At 53.1% G+C, this 19,652-nt stretch carries 16 protein-coding genes, 4 tRNA genes and 1 other RNA gene; 13 read left to right on the top strand and 8 right to left on the bottom strand.

Annotated elements, in window-relative coordinates:
- The 8 genes from atoD to DQM29_RS15900 form a co-directional block, all read right to left on the bottom strand.
- Nucleotides 1-660 (bottom strand): acetate CoA-transferase subunit alpha, encoded by a 660-nt coding sequence (gene atoD, locus DQM29_RS15935; protein WP_111741595.1) that lies wholly within the window; start codon nucleotides 658-660, stop codon nucleotides 1-3.
- 319 nt (nucleotides 661-979) lie between these two features.
- Entirely contained in the window at nucleotides 980-2,356 is a 1,377-nt protein-coding gene (gene atoC / locus DQM29_RS15930; protein ID WP_111741594.1) for an acetoacetate metabolism transcriptional regulator AtoC, read from the bottom strand.
- Nucleotides 2,353-4,203, bottom strand: a complete 1,851-nt coding sequence (atoS, locus tag DQM29_RS15925) for a two-component system sensor histidine kinase AtoS (RefSeq protein ID WP_111741593.1) — start codon at nucleotides 4,201-4,203, stop codon at nucleotides 2,353-2,355. Before atoS ends, atoC begins: the two co-directional genes overlap by 4 nt.
- Before the next feature lie 172 nt (nucleotides 4,204-4,375).
- Complete coding sequence (locus DQM29_RS15920; RefSeq protein ID WP_111741592.1) at nucleotides 4,376-4,999, bottom strand: ATP-binding cassette domain-containing protein; 624 nt, start codon at nucleotides 4,997-4,999, stop codon at nucleotides 4,376-4,378.
- Nucleotides 4,983-5,789 (bottom strand): ATP-binding cassette domain-containing protein, encoded by an 807-nt coding sequence (locus DQM29_RS15915; protein WP_111741591.1) that lies wholly within the window; start codon nucleotides 5,787-5,789, stop codon nucleotides 4,983-4,985. The genes DQM29_RS15920 and DQM29_RS15915 overlap by 17 nt, the downstream gene beginning before the upstream one ends.
- Nucleotides 5,783-6,595 carry an ABC transporter permease gene (locus DQM29_RS15910; RefSeq protein ID WP_111741590.1) on the bottom strand — a complete coding sequence of 271 codons (813 nt, stop codon included), beginning with the start codon at nucleotides 6,593-6,595 and terminating at the stop codon, nucleotides 5,783-5,785. Before DQM29_RS15910 ends, DQM29_RS15915 begins: the two co-directional genes overlap by 7 nt.
- Nucleotides 6,592-7,560, bottom strand: a complete 969-nt coding sequence (locus tag DQM29_RS15905) for an ABC transporter permease (RefSeq protein WP_111741589.1) — start codon at nucleotides 7,558-7,560, stop codon at nucleotides 6,592-6,594. The genes DQM29_RS15910 and DQM29_RS15905 overlap by 4 nt, the downstream gene beginning before the upstream one ends.
- Nucleotides 7,560-9,125 (bottom strand): ABC transporter substrate-binding protein, encoded by a 1,566-nt coding sequence (locus tag DQM29_RS15900; RefSeq protein ID WP_415270890.1) that lies wholly within the window; start codon nucleotides 9,123-9,125, stop codon nucleotides 7,560-7,562. The genes DQM29_RS15905 and DQM29_RS15900 overlap by 1 nt, the downstream gene beginning before the upstream one ends.
- Nucleotides 9,126-9,472: 347 nt before the next feature.
- Between DQM29_RS15900 and DQM29_RS15890 the strand changes: the two genes are divergently transcribed.
- From DQM29_RS15890 to rpoB, 13 genes are all read left to right on the top strand, one after another.
- Nucleotides 9,473-9,548, top strand: a tRNA-Thr gene (locus DQM29_RS15890).
- 37 nt (nucleotides 9,549-9,585) lie between these two features.
- Nucleotides 9,586-9,670: transfer RNA gene (locus DQM29_RS15885), tRNA-Tyr, on the top strand.
- 43 nt (nucleotides 9,671-9,713) lie between these two features.
- Nucleotides 9,714-9,845, top strand: a non-coding RNA gene (locus tag DQM29_RS15880) — RtT sRNA.
- 229 nt (nucleotides 9,846-10,074) lie between these two features.
- Nucleotides 10,075-10,149, top strand: a tRNA-Gly gene (locus tag DQM29_RS15875).
- 3 nt (nucleotides 10,150-10,152) lie between these two features.
- Nucleotides 10,153-10,228, top strand: a tRNA-Thr gene (locus DQM29_RS15870).
- A gap of 129 nt (nucleotides 10,229-10,357) precedes the next feature.
- A complete protein-coding gene (gene tuf, locus DQM29_RS15865; RefSeq protein WP_111741586.1) occupies nucleotides 10,358-11,542 on the top strand; it encodes an elongation factor Tu in 1,185 nt (394 codons plus the stop codon).
- A 234-nt stretch (nucleotides 11,543-11,776) separates the two neighbouring features.
- Nucleotides 11,777-12,160: a preprotein translocase subunit SecE gene (secE, locus tag DQM29_RS15860; RefSeq protein WP_111741585.1), complete on the top strand. Its 384-nt coding sequence runs from the start codon at nucleotides 11,777-11,779 to the stop codon at nucleotides 12,158-12,160.
- Between the two features lies 1 nt (nucleotide 12,161).
- On the top strand, nucleotides 12,162-12,707 hold the full coding sequence (nusG, locus tag DQM29_RS15855) for a transcription termination/antitermination protein NusG (protein WP_111741584.1): 546 nt from the start codon (nucleotides 12,162-12,164) through the stop codon (nucleotides 12,705-12,707).
- 138 nt (nucleotides 12,708-12,845) lie between these two features.
- The gene (gene rplK / locus DQM29_RS15850) at nucleotides 12,846-13,274 is read left to right on the top strand and encodes a 50S ribosomal protein L11 (protein WP_027275337.1); all 429 of its coding nucleotides are present in this window, start codon (nucleotides 12,846-12,848) and stop codon (nucleotides 13,272-13,274) included.
- 3 nt (nucleotides 13,275-13,277) lie between these two features.
- Complete coding sequence (rplA, locus tag DQM29_RS15845) at nucleotides 13,278-13,982, top strand: 50S ribosomal protein L1 (protein ID WP_111741583.1); 705 nt, start codon at nucleotides 13,278-13,280, stop codon at nucleotides 13,980-13,982.
- A 328-nt stretch (nucleotides 13,983-14,310) separates the two neighbouring features.
- A complete protein-coding gene (rplJ, locus tag DQM29_RS15840) occupies nucleotides 14,311-14,808 on the top strand; it encodes a 50S ribosomal protein L10 (RefSeq protein ID WP_111741582.1) in 498 nt (165 codons plus the stop codon).
- 57 nt (nucleotides 14,809-14,865) lie between these two features.
- Nucleotides 14,866-15,231 carry a 50S ribosomal protein L7/L12 gene (rplL, locus tag DQM29_RS15835; protein ID WP_111741581.1) on the top strand — a complete coding sequence of 122 codons (366 nt, stop codon included), beginning with the start codon at nucleotides 14,866-14,868 and terminating at the stop codon, nucleotides 15,229-15,231.
- Nucleotides 15,232-15,572: 341 nt separating this feature from the next.
- On the top strand, nucleotides 15,573-19,601 hold the full coding sequence (gene rpoB, locus DQM29_RS15830; protein ID WP_111741580.1) for a DNA-directed RNA polymerase subunit beta: 4,029 nt from the start codon (nucleotides 15,573-15,575) through the stop codon (nucleotides 19,599-19,601).
- Nucleotides 19,602-19,652: the final 51 nt, after the last annotated feature.

The raw sequence follows: 19,652 nt of genomic DNA, 5'->3' as shown, positions 1-19,652 counted from the left end.
TTAGCTCTCCTTGGGGGAAACGATGAAGTCAACTAGGGCGCCTGGAGTCATTACGGCGTCAGGGGCGATCTCGCCAACGTCTACCAGCGTGTCCGGCTCGGCGATAACGATGTCAGCCGCCAGAGCGATAATGGGGTTAAAGTTGCGGGTAGCCAGCTGGTAAACCAAGTTGCCCTGCTTGTCGGCAACGTGTGACTGAACCAATGCCAGATCCGCGCGCAGCGGAAGCTCGAGCAGGTATTCCACACCGTTTTGAACCAGCTTTTGTTTGCCTTCTTCAACGATGGTGCCCACGCCGGTTGGCGTTAAGAATCCACCCAGTCCGGCACCGCCGCAGCGGATTTGTTCGATCAGCGTTCCTTGTGGAACCAACACTACTTCCATTTCGCCGGCGATCATCTGGCGGCCGGTTTCTGGGTTGGTGCCGATGTGTGAAGCGATAACTTTTTTCACTCTGCCGTTAACAATGAGAGGGCCGATGCCGGTATCAACGAATGCGGTATCGTTAGCAATCAGGGTTAAATCTTTTACGCCGGAGTCAAGCAGCGCCTTAACCAGACGCGGTGGCGTCCCCACACCCATAAAACCGCCAACCATGATGGTCATACCATCACGAAAATGTTCAGCAGCGTGCTGTATGTCGATCTGTTTATTTTTCATAATTATCCCTTATGGTTGATGCCCGAAAACGAGCTCGCTTAAGGAATAGCAAGGGATGTGCCACCTGTGTGTTGAGAGGTGGCTTTTTAGTGAAAACGTTTTTAATGAACTGATAGATAGAGAGTTTATTCGTTTGGTGCGCTGCTGAATCGCGTGCAGTACGGTGAAGTGAAGTGGAATGAAAGGTGCAATTTTTTGCACAGGTGTGCATTTTTTGTTTCACCTGCTGAAGGCGATATCAGATAAAAATGCCCTGAGTGTTCAGGGCATTTCTATGGCGTATGGTGTGGAGCTGAAGACGAGGGGCTATCTTAAAAAACTATTCGATTTCATACTCTTGTAGTTTATACATCAGCGCCCGGCGGCTAATGCCCAGCGTTCGGGCAGTCTGAACTCTGTTGCCCTGATGGCTGGTCAGCGCGTTACAAATAAGTTCCCGCTCGTAGGCTTTCAGGTGCTCTTTAAGCGTATGCCCTGTCAATGTGTGCACTGTGTCGCTGATATGAGGGACGTTTTGCTGACGCTGAAGGTGATCCGGCAGTTCATCGGGGAAGATGATAAAGCCGTTGCTCATAATAGCCGCCCGCTCAATGGCGTTGGACAACTCTCGCACGTTCCCCGGCCACGGATAGGCTTCCAGTATTGCTAGCGTACTGGGATCCAGCTCGACAATCTCTTTGCCGTTTTCGGCACTGTATTTCTGTAAGAAGTGCTGCGCCAGCAGCGCAATATCTTCCGGGCGCTCTCTGAGTGGGATCGGGGATAAGTGAATAACGTTCAGGCGGTAGAAGAGGTCTTGGCGAAACTCTCCCTGTTCTACCATCTGTTCCAGATTGCGGTTAGTGGCGGCAATCAGGCGGATGTCCGTTTTGATGGTTTGGCTGCCGCCGAGGCGTTCAAACTCCCGCTCCTGTAAAACGCGCAGCAGTTTAACCTGTAGGTTGTGGGGCATTTCACCCACTTCGTCCAGCAGCAGCGTTCCCTGATTGGCGCGTTCAAACAGCCCCTGCCGCTGGGTTTGGGCTCCGGTAAAGGCGCCTTTCTCATGACCAAATAGCTCGCTTTCCAGCAGAGATTCGGGCAGCGCGCCGCAGTTTATTTTAATAAACGGCCCTTTGGCACGCGGGCTGTTGTAGTGAATCGCCTTGGCGATAAGCTCTTTTCCCGTGCCGCTTTCGCCGGTAATCAGCACGCTGGCGCTGCTTTGGGCAATTTTAGCGGTATCCCGACACAGCTCCATCATTTTGGGGCTGTTAGTCAGAATGCGGTCCCACTGGTAGCTGTCTGACAGGGCGCGGTGCAGCAGATTGATTTCCTGCTTCATTTCACGCAGCTGCATGGCGCGATCGACCATTAGCTTCAGTTCGTCGAGCTCAAAGGGCTTGATGACATAGTCAAATGCACCCAGCCTTAGCGCCTCAACGGCAGTCTCAACGGCGGCGTAGGCGGTCATTAAAATGACAGGCGTATCATTGTTGGTTTTACGCATTTCCTGCAGTGCGTCGATGCCGTTGAGCCCAGGCATGCGAATGTCCATCAGCACAATGTCAGGAGACTGCTGCTTGAACAGTTCTACTGCCTCTAAGCCGTTTTGAGCGCAAATAGGGTGATGGCCGCTGCGGGAGAAGAAGGCCATCAGCATGCGCAGTACGCTTTCTTCGTCGTCCACAAGCAGAATGCTGTACGATTTTTTCACGGCAGAGTCCCCTCACTGTGCGTCACCGGTAAAACAATGATAAAGGTCGAGCCCCGGTTAAGTTCGCTTTCCACCATGATATCACCTCCGTGGGAGGCAATGATGCGTTGGCTGATAGAAAGGCCGAGTCCAGTTCCCGATGACTTGGTGGTGTAGAAAGGATCGAAAATCTTTTTCCTGATGGCCTCAGGGATGCCGCAGCCGTTATCACTTATTCTGATCTCCTGACGATCGTCGGAGATAGCCTGAGTCGAAATATCGATGTCACCCTTGGCGTTGATAGACTGAACGGCGTTAATCAGCAGGTTAAGGATCACCTGCTTGAGCAGCTCCCCGTCTGCGTAAATTTCGGGAAGCTCTTGGTTCAGATTAACGTGAAAATTTATTCTGGCCTCCAGTCCGCGCGTTTTAACCAGAATAAGGCTCTCGTTAATGATCTGGTTAAGCATGACCTTCTGATGAAGGCTGGGGCGCGGTCGGGCAAAGTCCAGCAGTTGCTGGATGACGCGGTTTATTGAACGCACTTCTTTGAGAACTGTGTGGGTATATTCAAGCCGCTGTGGATCCTGCTCGCCGTCTTTTAACAGCTGGACGAAGCCGCTGATGGCCGTCAGCGGATTTCGCACTTCGTGAGCCACCCCCGCCATCAGTTCACCCAGTGTCGCCAGACGTTCGGCCTGTTCTATGCGTCGCTGAACCTCTTTTGCTGCGGTCAGGTCAGTGAAGATCACCAGTGCGCCGACGGTTTCGCCCTGAGCATTGCGCAGCTGGCTGGTACTGACACTGATTTGAATCGTGCGGTCTTTGCCGGGGTATTTTACTTCCAGCGCGACGTGGTCAATGCCGCGCTCTAGCGTATCAAGCACTGGGCTATCAAAGTCAGTATTGATAAAGAACTCAGCGTAGGGGCGACCGATGAGCTCTTTCTTTTTATAGCCGGTAATGGCTTCGCCTGCGGGGTTAACCATCGTGACACAGCCGTTGATATCGACTGAAATAACTCCGTCCGCGGCGCTTTCAATAATCAGCTCGTTGAGGGTTCTAGCCTCCCTCAGCGCGCGGGACAGGGCGTTAACGCTGTTAGAAATCTCGCCCATTTCCCCTTTCATGGGTGGAATCACGGTGTTGAGGTCGAGGGGCAGTTCGTTCAGCCCTGCCTTGATAGTGTCGATATCTGAAGCAAACCGTCGAGAGAAGGCGGCAATCAGGCCAATGCTGAGCAGCATACCTATGACGATGACGGTCATGATTTTGATGTCCATCGCCAGCGCCTGGCGGTCAATATCGTTGGACAGCTCGTTCGCCCAGATGTAGCCAATGACCAGTCCGTCCCTTTTGATAGGGATCATGGAGTTCATGATGTTGCCCCGAACCTGAGAACCCCATTTAACTCTCGGTTCACCGCTGGCCATTACTTCCCGTCCGGGGTGATCGGGCTTAATAGTTACACCGACAGCGTAGCCGTACTTTGCCTGAGGGCCATAGGTAACGATGGCGTCCAGCTCCCGATGATAGTAGCCCGCTCCTACGCCTGAGAAGGCATTAGTTATCCGCTCTGTTCTTGGCGCCAACAGGCGATTAAGAGCCTGGATCCTGTCGTCGTGGGGTAAGTTAGCGTAGCGCTGAAAGTCGTTGCCCAGCGCTTCATCCAGCAGGTGAGTCACAGCGACCAGCTTGATCCTTTTTTCTTCCAGCAGGGCGTCTCTGCCCTCTGTTTCAACAAAGTAGCCAATGATCAGCGTTGGCGCGGTGACCATCAGAATGGCCAGCAGCATCATCTTATTGCGCAGCGTGTGGGGAAGGCAGGCCGACAGAGCGCGTTTGGCGGTGGAAAAAAGAGCGGACATGTTAGCCGGATCCTTGGTAATTCGAGAGGAACAACGAGGCAGGGCGTCGCTTTTCGCGGTGCACCCGGCGTTGCCATAGCGTTGCCGTCGACTATAAAAGCTTATTTTGTTGGAACAAGCGCGAGAGCCGTAAATTGTGAAGAGCCTCTAGCAGATCGATAAAGGTTGAACACTATTTGTCCATGCTTTCACTGTGCGGAGAGAGGGTGTCAGGTTGCCAAACTCGGGTACAGACGCCGTCCAGCAGCGCTCGGCCATGGCTGATAACGATCAAGCCTAAAGGGCGCTGTTTGCTGAGTTCCAGAAGAAAGCGCCACACCTGTGCCTGAAGAAGGGGATCGAGCTGGGCGGTGATCTCATCGGCGATAAGATAGCGTGTCTGCGGCGCCAGAGCGCGCAGCAGAGCGATGCGCGCCAGCTCCCCTCCGGAAACTTCATCGGGATAGCGAGCCATCAGGCGCTGATTGAGGGACAGAGCGTCAAACCACTCGGCGTCGGGCAGCCAAACGTCGCGCAGCGAAGCGCCAACAGTACGGACCGGGTTAAACGTGCGCTCCGGGTGTTGGGGAACCAGCTGCACCGGGCAATAGCCAGAGGTGGGTAGTGGCTTGCCGTCCAGCGTTACGCTTCCTCCAGTCGGCAGCTGCCAACCAGCGAGAACGCGACCCAGAGTGGTTTTTCCGTAACCGCTGGGAGCAAAAATTCCCAGCCTCTCTGTGGGAGCGATTGAGAGACTCAGATTGCTCCACAGAGTGACGTCCCCCTGATGAACGCTCAGGCTATGCGTTTGCAGCATGAACTACCGGCTCCTGTTGGATGCCAAAAGCGCCACACTCTGGCAGCGAGCGCCAGAGCGACTGTACCCACGGGCTACCGCCGCCACTGCGCAGGCTATGGGCACAAAGCGTTTCTTTTAGCGTGCCCTGATGAAGGACGGCAATTCTGTCCGCGTAGCGGGCGGCTAGGTGCAAATCGTGTGTTACCCACAGTACGCCGCGCCCCTCTCGGCACAGGGACTTTAGGTGCTGCATAAGGAGTTCGGCGCGGCAGCTGTCCAGCCATGCGGTGATCTCATCAGCCAGAATAAATCGCGACTGGCTTAGCGTGGCACAGCTCACCAAAACCCGTTTTGCCATGCCGCCCGAGAGAGAAAGGGGGTAGCGGTCGAGCAGGTCGGGAGAAAGCCGGTATTGTGACAGCTGCTCGGCAATGTCGTCCACGCTTGGGCAGCAGCCACTCAGGCCTGCGGCTCTCTGAATCTGCCGGCCGGTTTTCACCAGCGGATTGAGGGCGCTGACGCTTTGAGGAATATAGCTTAACGTATTCCCCCTAAGCGCACAGAGGCGGGATGGTGAAACGGGCTGACCGTCAAGGCGGATCTCCCCTTCTGCGCGAATGGCGTTCGGCAGCAGGCCGAGTAGGCTTTGCAGCAGCAGGCTTTTGCCTTCGCCACTGCCGCCGACTAGCGCAACTAGCTCGCCTTCGGCAAGGGTAAGGTCGACTTCGCTTAGCATCGGCTCCCAGCGCGTTTTTCGCAGCCAGCGCTGCCTGGCTTGAAGCAGGGATAGATTTTTTAACTCTAGCATTGTGTTCTCCTCAGCCAGACTTTTTGCAGGCTGCGAGCCAGAAGATCAATAGTTAATACCAGTACAACCAGCGTAAGGCCGGGGTAAAAGGCTAGCCACCAGTCGCCGCTGGCTAGATAGCGAAGGGCGTCTGCCAGCAACAGCCCCAGCGAGGCTTCGTGAGGCTCAAGGCCAAATCCTAAAAAGCTCAACCCAGCGCTGTGGAGTACCGCATGGGGGAAAATGAGCAGCGCGCCAACGACAAGCTGGGGCAGCAATAGGGGAAGAAAGTGACGATAGCAACACTGCCAGCGCGTAGCCCCTGTTCGCCTCGCTAAAAGCACGTAGTCTGCCGTTTTAATACGCATAAGCTCAGACTGCAGGATAAGAGTGAGCTTCGGCCAGTGGGTAAGAGAGACGGCGAGGATCACGCCCCATTTGCCGCCGCCAAAGGTAAAGCAAATGAGTATGAGCAGCAGCAGATGAGGCAGGGAAATAAAGGTGTCCACTAGAATTTGAACGAGGCCTCCCAGCACTTTACCAAACTGGCCAATGACCGCGAGAGTGAGCGCCAGTAGCCCGCTGACCAACGCCGACGTCATGCCGATTTGTACGCTAGTCATCATGCCCTGCAGGCAGCGGAGCCAGAGGTCTCGACCTAGGCTATCGGTACCGAACCAGAATTCAGCGGAAGGCGCAGCGCGACGGGCCAACAGATTTAGGTCAATCGTCTGGCTTAGGGCATAAATGCCTGTGCCGAGCAGGGCGATAAGCAGCGATATTGCCAACGCTAGCCGCAGCGTTGCGCCGTTAAGGGTGTGCTTCATTCAGCTCTCCTTAGCGGCGCATTAAGGCGGCGCAGTATCAGCAGTGAGAGCGAGTTGCCGATAAAAACCAGCAGAGTGGCGAATAGGCTAATGCCTAACAGCAGCGGCACATCGTTTCTGAGCCCTGCATCAATAGTTGCCTGCCCTAGTCCCGGGTAGGCAAACACTTTTTCAGCCAATAGTGCACCGCCAAAGAGTTCGCCCAGTGAAGCAAACTGAAGGCAAACGGCGGGCGTTAGGGCGTGGCGCAGCAGGTGAAAACGCAGCATTGACCAGCCCTTGTCCCCCTGTGCGTAGGCAAAATGAATAAACTCGCTGCGGCTGGCTTCCTCTATGCGGGCGCGAGTGTGTAGGGCAATGTTGCCGACGCCGAGCAGGCTAAGGGTCAGCGCCGGTAAAATCAGGTGATAAAGACGCTGAGTGAGCGAAGTTTCCTGTGCGGTAAGCCCCGGCGGCCAGGCACAGCAGATCGGCGTCCATTCAAGCTTGACGGAGAAAAACGCCAGCATTAGGAGCCCAATCCAAAACGTCGGGAGCGATGAAAGCAGATAGCAGAGAGTGCGTATCAGAGTGTCTGGCCAGCGGTTGAGATAGCGGCCAGCGGTAAGCCCAAGAGCGATGCCAAATATGCCGGATAGAACCCAGGCAGAGGCCAGTAGGGCAAACGAGGTGGCAAAGCGCTGAGCGATAACGTCGATCACCGGTGCGTTATAAACCACGGAGTAGCCCAGATCCCCCTGAACAGCCTGCTTTATCCAAAGTAAAAAACGCTGCCACAGCGGCTGATCCAGCCCCCAGCGGGCGGCTATCTGTGCGTACTGTTCCGGAGGAACGTGCAGCAGGTCGCTACCGATGTAGGCGCGAACCGGATCGATAGGGGAAAAGCTTATCAATATGAAAATGCCCGCTGTCACGGTGAACAGCAGGCAGATAAGCCTTAGCGACAGCAGACGCAGTGGGATCATTACTGACAGGTCCAGCGCCAGCCGTCGAGGTTATTGAGAACCGTCCAGTCGCCGTGCGCTTCTGGAGCACCTTCTCCCAGACTGACACAGGGATTGACCAGATAGGTGTGATTAAGATTCAGCAGCCAAACCCAGGCTGCGTCACCCTGAACGCCTGCACCAGTTGTGCCGTCCCAATCGACTTTCTGCCAGTGGGGAATGGCCGACTGCCAGTTAGGGGATTCAATGGCCTGCTTAAGATGCTGGTCTACCGCGCTATTGGCGTAATAGCCGGGGTTAAAATAGCCTTCGCCCCCCAGCCTGCTGGCGTAGTGGTGGTAGAGTTCCATAGGGTCAAGGCTGCCCCAGCCGAATAGGGTAGGGTTTGAGTGCATGTAGCGTTCAACGGTTTCCCAACTGCCGGATTTCAGTGAAACCCTTATGCCCAAGGGTTCCATCATCGCGCTGAACGCCTGAGCCAGATCCCGGCGGGTGCTGTCGCCGCTGGCGTACCACAGGGTTATTTGGGCTGGAATACCGTTCTTTTTGCGCAGGCCGTCTGGTGCTTTTGCTGTCCATCCAGCCCGATCGAGTATTTGTCTGGCTTTATCAAGATCGCCGTCTTTGAACTTTGCGTTCGGGTTGTCCCACGGAAGGCCGTCTACCGCTGTAAAGGCCGGGCGAGCCTGTCCATCGAACAGCTGATTGGCGAGCAGACTGCGATTGACTGCATAGTTGATGGCTTTGCGTATCGCTGGGTCAGCGGTAACGTCATTACCGATGCTGTTGCCTTTGGCGTCTTTTTTGCCTGACGGCGTCATTGGAAACATGATGCCGCGATTTTCAACGCTCTTTTGCACTAATAGCTTCATATTAGCAACGGGCTGATTGGCTAGTGTCTGTGGAATACGAATGAGATCTAAGCCGCCGCTGCTGGCCGTGGCGAAGGCGCTGTCCTGATCGAGAAATACGAACACCAGCTTGTCGAAATCGTTCTTTTGGCCGACATAGTAGGGGTTGGCTTCAACAATCAGCTGTTGCCCAGGCTGTAGGCTGACCAGTCTATACGGCCCTGCGCCAATGGGTGATTGAGCAAAGCTTTTGCCGTACTTCGCTTTGGGAACGATGCCAAGGGCACCTAGGACGTGGATAAAGGTACTTTCTGGCTGCTTCAGTTCAATGGTTACGGTTTGTTTATCTACCACTTTGGCCTGACGGAAGCTGCCCATATCGGCCTTACCGCCGCTAACAGCAGCCTGATTGTAGGAGAACGCAACGTCTTCTGCGGTGAGCGGTGAGCCATCGGAAAACTTAAGGTCTGGTTTTAGGCGGAGGGTCCACACAGTACCATCGTTGCTTAGGGAATAGCTTTCAACCAGTAGCGGCTGCCAGCTCAGGTCGGCGTTTTGTCGTAACAGCGGCGCATGAAGAAGCACATAGCTGCCATGGCTCCATCCTAATAGCGGATCAAAACCTTCAGAAGGCTCTGCGCCAATGGCCATCTTAAGCGTGTGAGTTTGGGCGGTAAGCGTTGATGAAAGTGTAAGAGCGGCAGTCAAGCAGGCTGCCATGTAAAAGGGCTTCATTTTCATTTATAGTAATGCTCCTATTCTATATAGTGACACGCTGTTCACTGTTCTTCATAACTTTCACTAAAAACTTCATACTTTCTTGCGCGAATTTATAACAGGCAAGAAAAGTCGACGCTTTGATTTAGATCGAAAAATTGAAAGCCAATGAAAAGCGAGATGAAAGGGTGAGGTATTTGCGAGGTGGCTAAAAGTTCTTCAAAATGCGTGTGAGAATTGGCTACAATGTATACTTCGTCGGTTAAAAAAAGATTTCTTTGGCTAAAAATTGAGCGGTAGCGCATTAAACTGAATTTTTTTGTTGCATCGTGCGTCATGTCTCCCTAGAATGCGCAGCACTTGATGCCGGCTTAGCTCAGTAGGTAGAGCAACTGACTTGTAATCAGTAGGTCGCCAGTTCGATTCCGGCAGCCGGCACCAGCAAGTTTCAAGATAGACGTAAAAAGATAGAAAATTAGGTGGGGTTCCCGAGCGGCCAAAGGGAGCAGACTGTAAATCTGCCGTGACTCACTTCGAAGGTTCGAATCCTTCCCCCACCACCATTATTCACCACAGCAATGTGGTAAACCGATAGACAGCATCTTTTGGATGCGCCTGTCGGGAAGGGTGAGAACCTTTGATTAAGGTTCGAGTCGAGCGAAAGCGAGACAACGTCGCCGAAGGTGACGGCCCGAAGGGTGAGGAGCGAAGCGACGAATAATCCTTCCCCCACCACCATTATTTGATTGTATTGATAAGACGTTATGTCAGTACAGTGTCTGAAAAGACACCTGAAAGGGGATGAGTAAGAGCTCTGTTAGAGTTCATCACTCAGCAAAGCGAGAACGACTACTCAGGTAGTTACCCGGAGGGTGTTCCACCCAAAGCGTTATCGCAGCGTATCGAGTTATTCTTCTCCCACACCGAGTTTAGAGTGTTGAAGCACCAGGTCACTGAGTTCGGAACTGCGGGCATCGTATAATGGCTATTACCTCAGCCTTCCAAGCTGATGATGTGGGTTCGATTCCCACTGCCCGCTCCAAGTGCTGATATAGCTCAGTTGGTAGAGCGCACCCTTGGTAAGGGTGAGGTCGGCAGTTCGAATCTGCCTATCAGCACCACTTTCCTATCTCCGTTTTTACTCCCTGACTTCCTCTATGACTCATTGCTGTTGTTATACAATGTTATACAAGCTTTTGCTTGGTTAATGTGGTTTAGCCACGATCTATCGTGTTTTAGAGGGACTATCGATGTCTAAAGAAAAATTTGAACGTACAAAACCGCACGTTAACGTCGGTACTATCGGCCACGTTGACCACGGTAAAACAACCCTGACTGCTGCTATCACCACCGTACTGGCTAAAACCTACGGCGGTAGCGCACGTGCATTCGACCAGATCGATAACGCGCCAGAAGAAAAGGCTCGTGGTATCACCATCAACACTTCTCACGTTGAATATGACACCCCGACTCGCCACTACGCGCACGTTGACTGCCCAGGGCACGCCGACTACGTTAAAAACATGATCACTGGTGCTGCTCAGATGGACGGCGCTATCCTGGTTGTTGCTGCGACTGACGGCCCAATGCCTCAGACTCGTGAGCACATCCTGCTGGGTCGCCAGGTAGGCGTTCCTTACATCATCGTGTTCCTGAACAAGTGCGACATGGTTGATGACGAAGAGCTGCTGGAACTGGTAGAAATGGAAGTTCGTGAACTTCTGTCTCAGTACGACTTCCCGGGCGACGATACGCCGGTTATTCGCGGTTCAGCGCTGAAAGCGCTGGAAGGTGACGCCGAGTGGGAAAAGAAAATCATCGAGCTGGCGGAAGCGCTGGATACTTACATTCCAGAGCCAGAGCGTGCGATTGACAAGCCGTTCCTGCTGCCTATCGAAGACGTTTTCTCTATCTCTGGCCGTGGTACTGTAGTCACCGGTCGTGTAGAGCGCGGCATCATCAAAGTTGGTGAAGAAGTGGAAATCGTGGGAATCAAAGACACCACCAAGACCACCTGTACTGGCGTTGAAATGTTCCGTAAGCTGCTGGACGAAGGCCGTGCAGGTGAGAACGTTGGTGTTCTGCTGCGTGGTACTAAGCGTGACGAAATCGAACGTGGTCAGGTACTGGCTAAGCCAGGCACCATCACTCCTCACACAGAATTCGTGTCAGAAGTGTATATCCTGAGCAAGGATGAAGGCGGTCGTCATACTCCGTTCTTCAAAGGCTACCGTCCTCAGTTCTACTTCCGTACGACTGACGTGACCGGCACCATCGAACTGCCAGAAGGCGTAGAGATGGTAATGCCAGGCGATAACATCCAGATGGTAGTTACGCTGATTGCCCCAATCGCGATGGACGAAGGTCTGCGCTTCGCAATCCGCGAAGGCGGCCGCACCGTTGGCGCGGGCGTTGTTGCCAAGATCGTCAAATAAGATTGACGTAACGGGCTTTAAGAGGGCATCATTTGATGCCCTTTTTCAACGTTGTAAAAAGAAGAACCTATCTCATCAGGCTTTTTAGCGCTTTTTAGACAAAAGCGGATCGGAGAGTCAGGGTGAGATAGGCTCATAGATGCGGCAGGCGTGCCGAAGAAAGAGCGTTCGACTTGGTTGCTCTGCTATAATGCGGGGTGAAGATTTATTTAGGTCATAATGACAGGTTGGTTTATGAGTGCGAATACCGAAACTCAGGGAAGCGGTGGAAAACTAGATACCGTTAAGTGGATTGTCGTCGCTGCGCTGATTGTCGTCGCGATTGTCGGTAACTTCATGTATCGAGAGTACAGTGTCTTCCTGCGTGCGACAGCCGTTGTGGTTGTGATTGGCATTGCCTTCGTGATAGCTATGCTGACGGCGAAGGGAAAAGCGACGCTGGAGTTTGCCCGCGCTTCGCGCATTGAGATGCGTAAGGTCATTTGGCCGACGCGTCAAGAAGCGCTACACACGACGCTGATTGTTGCCGCTGTTACTGTCGTTATGTCGCTGATTCTGTGGGGGCTGGATGGTATTCTGGTCCGTTTGGTCTCCTTTATTACTGGCCTGAGGTTCTAAAATGACTGAAGCACTTAAGAAGCGTTGGTATGTGGTTCAAGCATTTTCCGGTTTTGAAGGTCGCGTAGCTCAATCTCTGCGTGAGCACATCAAGCTGCACGAAATGGAAGATCAGTTTGGCGAAGTGATGGTACCGACTGAAGAAGTCGTCGAAATTCGCGGCGGCCAGCGCCGCAAGAGCGAGCGCAAATTCTTCCCTGGCTACGTGCTGGTGCAAATGGCGATGAACGACGCGACCTGGCACTTGGTGCGCAGTATTCCACGCGTGATGGGCTTTATTGGCGGAACGTCAGACAGGCCTGCGCCTATCAGCGATAAAGAAGTCGATGCTATCATGAACCGTCTGCAGCAGGTTGGCGACAAGCCGCGGCCGAAGACGCTGTTTGAACCGGGTGAAATGGTTCGCGTTAACGACGGTCCGTTTGCTGACTTTAACGGTGTCGTTGAAGAGGTTGACTACGAAAAGAGCCGCCTGAAAGTTTCTGTTTCCATCTTTGGCCGCTCTACGCCGGTCGAACTGGACTTCAGTCAGGTAGAAAAGGGCTGATTCAACGTTTTAACGTCAGGCGTTAAGCTCTTGTAAGAGGCGTGAAGTTATTCTATAATTTCGCGCCTTTTATTTTTATGTTTTCTATAAACCGGGGAGCCTCCCTGAGGCGCTATAACCCAAACTGAGGAAATCTCAATGGCTAAGAAAGTCCAAGCCTACGTTAAGCTGCAGGTTGCAGCCGGCATGGCTAACCCAAGTCCGCCAGTTGGTCCCGCTCTGGGTCAACAGGGCGTTAACATCATGGAATTCTGTAAGGCATTCAACGCTAAAACTGACAGCATTGAAAAAGGCCTGCCGATCCCTGTTGTTATCACTGTTTACGCTGACCGTTCTTTCACCTTCGTCACCAAGACTCCTCCAGCAGCCGTTCTGCTGAAGAAAGCTGCTGGCATTAAGTCTGGTTCCGGTGTACCGAACAAGACTAAAGTGGGCACTGTAACCGCGGCACAGGTTCGCGAAATTGCTCAGACTAAAGCAGCGGATATGACGGGTGCTGACATCGACGCCATGGTGCGTTCGATCGAAGGTACTGCGCGTTCCATGGGCCTGGTAGTGGAGGGTTAATCAATGGCTAAGCTAACCAAGCGCATGCGCGTTATTCGTGAAAAAGTTGATGCAACTAAGCAGTATCCTATTGCTGAAGCTGTTGCTCTGCTGAAAGAACTGGCAACTGCCAAGTTCGTTGAAAGTGTCGACGTTGCCGTTAACCTCGGTATCGACGCTCGTAAATCAGACCAAAACGTTCGCGGCGCTACCGTTCTGCCTCACGGCACCGGTCGTACCGTTCGCGTCGCCGTATTTACTCAGGGCGCTAACGCTGAAGCTGCAAAAGCAGCCGGCGCTGACCTGGTAGGTATGGAAGATCTGGCTGACCAGATCAAGAAAGGCGAAATGAACTTTGACGTTGTTATCGCTTCTCCAGACGCTATGCGCGTTGTTGGCCAGCTGGGCCAGGTTTTAGGTCCACGCGGCCTGATGCCTAACCCGAAAGTCGGCACCGTAACCCCGAACGTCGCTGAAGCGGTTAAAAACGCTAAAGCCGGTCAGGTTCGCTATCGCAACGACAAAAACGGTATCATCCATACCACGATTGGTAAGGTTGATTTCGATGCAGATAAACTGCAGGAGAACTTAGAGTCTCTGCTGTCCGCGCTGAAGAAGGCTAAGCCTTCTACCGCCAAGGGCGTCTTTATTAAGAAGATCAGTCTGTCCACCACTATGGGTGCGGGCGTGGCTATCGATCAGGGCACCCTGAGCGCAGCAGCGAACTAATTCACTGCTTTACTACGGGGCTGGATTCGTCTAGAATTTAGCCCCTTAGATTTTTGATTTTTTCGGTTGGAGCCTGGCCTTATCCAGGCCTCCGTCCAAGACCGCAGGCGTATGGCAACATACTTAATTGCCTGTTATTTATATGAAAATATCAATAACAACGGCCTGCGTAGACGGTGAGAGAGCCTAAAAATGTCTTTTAAAGAAATTTTTTCTGGATTCTACTCACCGTGTTTCAACGCCCGCTCTCTGAACGCCTTCGGGAACTAAGCGTCGGGTGAAGTGAGTTCCGGGAATTTTCCCGGCTTAATCCAGGAGCAAAAAGCCAATGGCATTAAATCTTCAAGACAAACAAGCGATTGTTGCTGAAGTGAGTGAAGTAGCCAAGGGCGCGCTGTCTGCCGTCGTTGCGGATTCTCGCGGCGTTACCGTAGACAAAATGACTGAACTGCGTAAAGCAGGTCGTGAAGCTGGCGTTTACATGCGCGTTGTTCGCAACACGCTGATGCGCCGCGTCGTTGAGGGTACTCCTTTCGAGTGCCTGAAAGACACGTTCGTCGGTCCTACCTTAATTGCATTTTCTCATGAGCATCCGGGCGCTGGCGCTCGTCTGTTCAAAGCCTTTGCTAAGGACAATGCAAAATTTGAGGTTAAAGGCGCAGCCTTTGAAGGCGAGTTTATCCCAGCGGCTCAGATCGACCGCCTGGCAACTCTGCCAACTTACGAAGAAGCTATCGCGCGCCTGATGTCGGCCATGAAAGAAGCCTCTGCGGGCAAACTGGTTCGTACTCTTGCGGCACTGCGCGACAGCAAGCAAGCGGCTTAATCGCCTCATTGCATTTGTTAACGTATAAACTACTTTCTACATTCAGGAATAATGATTATGTCTATCACTAAAGAGCAAATTCTGGACGCAGTTGCAGAAATGTCCGTAATGGACGTTGTTGAACTGATCTCCATGATGGAAGAAAAGTTCGGCGTATCTGCTGCCGCAGCCGTAGCTGTTGCTGCTGGCCCAGCTGCTGAAGTCGAAGAGAAGACTGAGTTCGACGTCATTCTGACCAGCGCAGGCGCTAACAAAGTTGCTGCTATCAAAGCCGTTCGCGGCGCAACCGGTCTGGGCCTGAAAGAAGCCAAAGATCTGGTTGAAGCAGCTCCTGCTGCAGTTAAAGAAGGCATCAGCAAAGATGACGCTGAAGCTCTTAAGAAGTCACTGGAAGAAGCTGGCGCGACCGTTGAGGTCAAGTAAGACTTTTTTCCAGTTTGCAGCCTGACTTAAAAGGCTGATGGCTGGTGACTTTTTAGTCACCAGCCTTTTTGCGCTATAGGCGTCAGCGGGATTTCACACTGTTTACCCACTGAACGGCCTCAATACTCCTTTCTATTGACGACTTAATATACTGCGTTTCTTGCTTTAGGCCAGTTGCCTAGAAGTTGGATACAGCGCAATGAAATGATTTAAGAGTAATAGAAATGCGTATTGCGGAGGATTTCTCCGCCTCCGATCGAAATAAATAGTGTCGTATAAAGAACTGTAACTGCCCCCAGGCGGGCAGAGTGGGCCGACTTGTCAGCGAGCTGAGGAACCCTATGGTTTACTCCTATACCGAGAAAAAACGTATTCGTAAGGATTTTGGTAAACGTCCACAAGTTTTGGACATACCATACCTTCTTTCTATCCAGCTTGACTCGTTCCAGAAGTTTATCGAGCAAGATCCGGAAGGCCAACACGGCCTGGAAGCAGCATTCCGCTCCGTGTTCCCTATCCAGAGCTACAGCGGCAGCTCAGAGCTGCAGTATGTTAGCTATCGCCTCGGTGAGCCTGTATTCGACGTCAAAGAGTGTCAAATCCGCGGTGTAACCTTCTCTGCGCCTCTGCGCGTGAAGCTGCGTCTGGTGATCTACGATCGCGACGCGCCGGCGGGCACGGTTAAAGACATTAAAGAGCAAGAAGTCTACATGGGCGAAATTCCGCTCATGACCGATAACGGTACGTTCGTGATTAACGGTACCGAGCGCGTTATCGTTTCCCAGCTGCACAGAAGTCCAGGTGTCTTCTTCGACAGCGACAAGGGCAAGACTCACTCATCAGGCAAGGTGCTGTATAACGCACGCATTATCCCTTACCGCGGTTCATGGTTAGACTTTGAGTTTGACCCGAAAGACAACCTGTTTGTCCGTATTGACCGTCGTCGCAAGCTGCCTGCAACCATTATTCTGCGCGCGCTGAACTTTACTTCAGAAGAAATTCTGGGTCTGTTCTTCGATAAAGTCGTCTTTGAAATTTGCGACAACAAGCTGCAGATGGAACTGGTTCCTGAGCGCCTGCGCGGTGAAACGGCTTCTTTTGATATCGAAGCCAACGGCAAAGTTTATGTAGAAAAAGGCCGTCGCATTACTGCTCGCCACATTCGCCTGTTGGAAAAGGACGGCGTCGACAAGATCGAAGTGCCAACCGAGTACATCATCGGCAAAGTGTCTGCGAAAGACTATATCGACGAAGCGACTGGCGAAATCATTTGCCCATCTAACATGGAGCTGACGCTGGATCTGCTGGCCAAGATGAGCGTAGCTGGTCACAAGCGCATCGAGACGCTGTTTACCAACGATCTCGATCACGGCGCCTACATGTCAGAAACGCTACGCGTTGATACCACAACCGATCGCCTGAGCGCGCTGGTTGAAATCTATCGCATGATGCGCCCGGGCGAGCCGCCTACGCGCGAAGCGGCTGAAAACCTGTTTGAGAACCTGTTCTTCTCCGAAGATCGCTATGACCTTTCTGCGGTAGGCCGCATGAAGTTCAACCGCTCTTTGGGCCGTGATGAAATCGAAGGTTCCGGCATTCTGAGCAAAGAAGACATCATCGAAGTCATGAAGAAGCTCATCGGTATCCGTAACGGTATCGGTGAAGTGGATGACATCGACCACTTGGGTAACCGTCGTATCCGCTCCGTCGGCGAAATGGCCGAAAACCAGTTCCGCGTAGGTCTGGTTCGCGTTGAGCGTGCGGTGAAAGAGCGTCTGTCCCTGGGCGACCTCGATACCCTGATGCCTCAGGACATGATCAACGCCAAGCCGATTTCGGCGGCGGTGAAAGAGTTCTTCGGCTCAAGCCAGCTGTCCCAGTTTATGGACCAAAACAACCCGCTGTCAGAAATCACGCACAAGCGTCGTATTTCTGCCCTCGGCCCAGGCGGCCTGACGCGCGAACGCGCGGGCTTTGAAGTTAGAGACGTACACCCGACTCACTACGGTCGCGTATGTCCTATCGAAACGCCTGAAGGTCCAAACATCGGTCTGATCAACTCCCTGTCCGTGTATGCACAGACTAACGAATACGGCTTCCTTGAGACTCCGTACCGTAAAGTGACTGACGGCGTTGTCACCGACGAGATCCACTACCTGTCTGCCATTGAAGAAGGCAACTTCGTTATCGCTCAGGCGAACTCCAACCTGACCGACGAAGGCCGCTTCATCGAAGATCTGGTCACCTGTCGTAACAAGGGCGAGTCCAGCCTGTTCAGCCGCGATCAGGTTGACTATATGGACGTATCAACCCAGCAGGTGGTTTCCGTTGGTGCTTCTCTGATTCCATTCCTTGAGCACGACGATGCTAACCGCGCCCTGATGGGTGCGAACATGCAACGTCAGGCGGTTCCGACTCTGCGCGCTGACAAGCCGCTGGTAGGTACAGGTATGGAACGCGCCGTTGCCGTTGACTCCGGTGTAACCTCTGTTGCAACCCGCGGCGGTACTGTTCAGTACGTCGACGCATCTCGTATCGTTATCAAAGTTAACGAAGACGAAATGATGCCGGGCGAAGCGGGCATTGATATTTATAACCTGACCAAGTACACCCGTTCTAACCAGAACACCTGTATCAACCAGATGCCGTGCGTGGCGCTGGATGAGAAGGTTGAGCGCGGTGACGTGCTGGCTGACGGCCCGTCTACCGACCTCGGTGAGCTGGCGCTGGGCCAAAACATGCGCGTAGCGTTCATGCCTTGGAACGGCTACAACTTCGAAGACTCCATTTTGGTGTCCGAGCGCGTGGTTCAGGAAGACAGATTTACTACCATCCACATTCAGGAACTCTCCTGCGTGTCTCGCGACACCAAGCTGGGGCCTGAAGAGATCACTGCCGACATCCCTAACGTGGGTGAAGCCGCGCTCTCCAAGCTGGATGAATCCGGTATCGTTTATATCGGCGCAGAAGTGACCGGTGGCGACATTCTGGTGGGTAAGGTAACGCCTAAGGGTGAAACCCAGCTGACTCCAGAAGAAAAGCTGCTGCGCGCTATCTTCGGTGAGAAGGCGTCTGACGTTAAAGACTCTTCCCTGCGCGTGCCGAACGGCGTATCCGGTACCATTATTGACGTTCAGGTATTTACCCGCGACGGCGTAGAAAAAGACAAGCGTGCTCTTGAAATCGAAGACATGCAGCTGAAGCAGGTCAGAAAAGACCTGACCGAAGAGCTGAAGATCCTCGAAGCTGGCCTGTTTGCCCGTATCCACGACGTGTTGGTTGCCGGCGGCATCGAAGACGAGAAGCTTTCCAAGCTGACCCACGACAAGTGGCTGGAAATCGGCTTAAGTGACGAAGACAAGCAAAACCAGCTGGAACAGCTGGCCGAGCAGTATGACGAGCTGAAGTCCGAGTTTGAGAAGAAGCTGGAAGGCAAGCGTCGCAAGATCACTCAGGGCGACGACCTGGCTCCGGGCGTGCTGAAGATCGTTAAGGTTTATCTGGCCGTTAAGCGTCAGATCCAGCCGGGCGATAAGATGGCAGGCCGTCACGGTAACAAGGGTGTTATCTCCAAGATCAACCCGATCGAGGATATGCCTTACGATGAGAACGGCACGCCGGTCGATATCGTACTGAACCCGCTGGGCGTACCGTCTCGTATGAACATCGGTCAGATCCTGGAAACTCACCTGGGTATGGCTGCAAAAGGCATCGGCGACAAGATCAACGCTATGCTTAAGCAGCAGCAGGAAGTAGCCAAGCTGCGCGAGTTTATCCAGAAGGCTTACGATCTGGGCGACAACACCCGTCAGGGCGTTGACCTCAACACCTTCAGCGATGAAGAAGTGCTGACGCTGGCGGAAAACCTGCGTAAGGGTATGCCGATCGCGACGCCGGTGTTTGACGGCGCCAAAGAGAAAGAAATTAAAGAGCTGCTGACGCTGGGCGGTTTACCGACCTCAGGTCAGATCACGCTGTTTGATGGACGTACCGGTGAGCAGTTCGAGCGTCCGGTTACCGTTGGCTACATGTACATGCTGAAGCTTAACCACCTGGTTGATGACAAGATGCATGCACGCTCTACCGGTTCTTATAGCCTGGTTACTCAGCAGCCGCTGGGTGGTAAGGCACAGTTCGGTGGACAGCGCTTCGGTGAGATGGAAGTGTGGGCGCTGGAAGCCTATGGCGCAGCGTACACGCTCCAGGAGATGCTGACCGTCAAGTCCGACGATGTCAACGGCCGCACCAAGATGTACAAAAACATCGTGGATGGCAACCATCAGATGGAACCGGGCATGCCCGAGTCTTTCAACGTATTGCTGAAAGAAATCCGTTCGCTGGGTATCAACATCGAGTTGGAAGAGGAATAAGTTCCTCATACCGGAGCCCCGGTTCGCTGGGGATGGTTGCAGGTACAGGGG

This window comes from Leminorella richardii, assembly GCF_900478135.1.
GTDB lineage: Bacteria > Pseudomonadota > Gammaproteobacteria > Enterobacterales > Enterobacteriaceae > Leminorella > Leminorella richardii.
Note: the sequence above shows the minus strand (reverse complement) of the source record. Positions and strands in the feature narration are given on the sequence as shown.

Coding starts and splice junctions, on each gene's coding strand:
- rplL (WP_111741581.1), top strand. CDS start 14,866: ATGTCTATCACTAAAGAGCAAATTCTGGACGCAGTTGCAGAAATGTCC.
- rplJ (WP_111741582.1), top strand. CDS start 14,311: ATGGCATTAAATCTTCAAGACAAACAAGCGATTGTTGCTGAAGTGAGT.
- nusG (WP_111741584.1), top strand. CDS start 12,162: ATGACTGAAGCACTTAAGAAGCGTTGGTATGTGGTTCAAGCATTTTCC.
- DQM29_RS15915 (WP_111741591.1), bottom strand. CDS start 5,789: ATGCTAGAGTTAAAAAATCTATCCCTGCTTCAAGCCAGGCAGCGCTGG.
- atoS (WP_111741593.1), bottom strand. CDS start 4,203: ATGTCCGCTCTTTTTTCCACCGCCAAACGCGCTCTGTCGGCCTGCCTT.
- DQM29_RS15920 (WP_111741592.1), bottom strand. CDS start 4,999: ATGCTGCAAACGCATAGCCTGAGCGTTCATCAGGGGGACGTCACTCTG.
- rplK (WP_027275337.1), top strand. CDS start 12,846: ATGGCTAAGAAAGTCCAAGCCTACGTTAAGCTGCAGGTTGCAGCCGGC.
- DQM29_RS15910 (WP_111741590.1), bottom strand. CDS start 6,595: ATGAAGCACACCCTTAACGGCGCAACGCTGCGGCTAGCGTTGGCAATA.
- DQM29_RS15905 (WP_111741589.1), bottom strand. CDS start 7,560: ATGATCCCACTGCGTCTGCTGTCGCTAAGGCTTATCTGCCTGCTGTTC.
- secE (WP_111741585.1), top strand. CDS start 11,777: ATGAGTGCGAATACCGAAACTCAGGGAAGCGGTGGAAAACTAGATACC.
- rpoB (WP_111741580.1), top strand. CDS start 15,573: ATGGTTTACTCCTATACCGAGAAAAAACGTATTCGTAAGGATTTTGGT.
- rplA (WP_111741583.1), top strand. CDS start 13,278: ATGGCTAAGCTAACCAAGCGCATGCGCGTTATTCGTGAAAAAGTTGAT.
- tuf (WP_111741586.1), top strand. CDS start 10,358: ATGTCTAAAGAAAAATTTGAACGTACAAAACCGCACGTTAACGTCGGT.
- DQM29_RS15900 (WP_415270890.1), bottom strand. CDS start 9,125: ATGAAGCCCTTTTACATGGCAGCCTGCTTGACTGCCGCTCTTACACTT.
- atoD (WP_111741595.1), bottom strand. CDS start 660: ATGAAAAATAAACAGATCGACATACAGCACGCTGCTGAACATTTTCGT.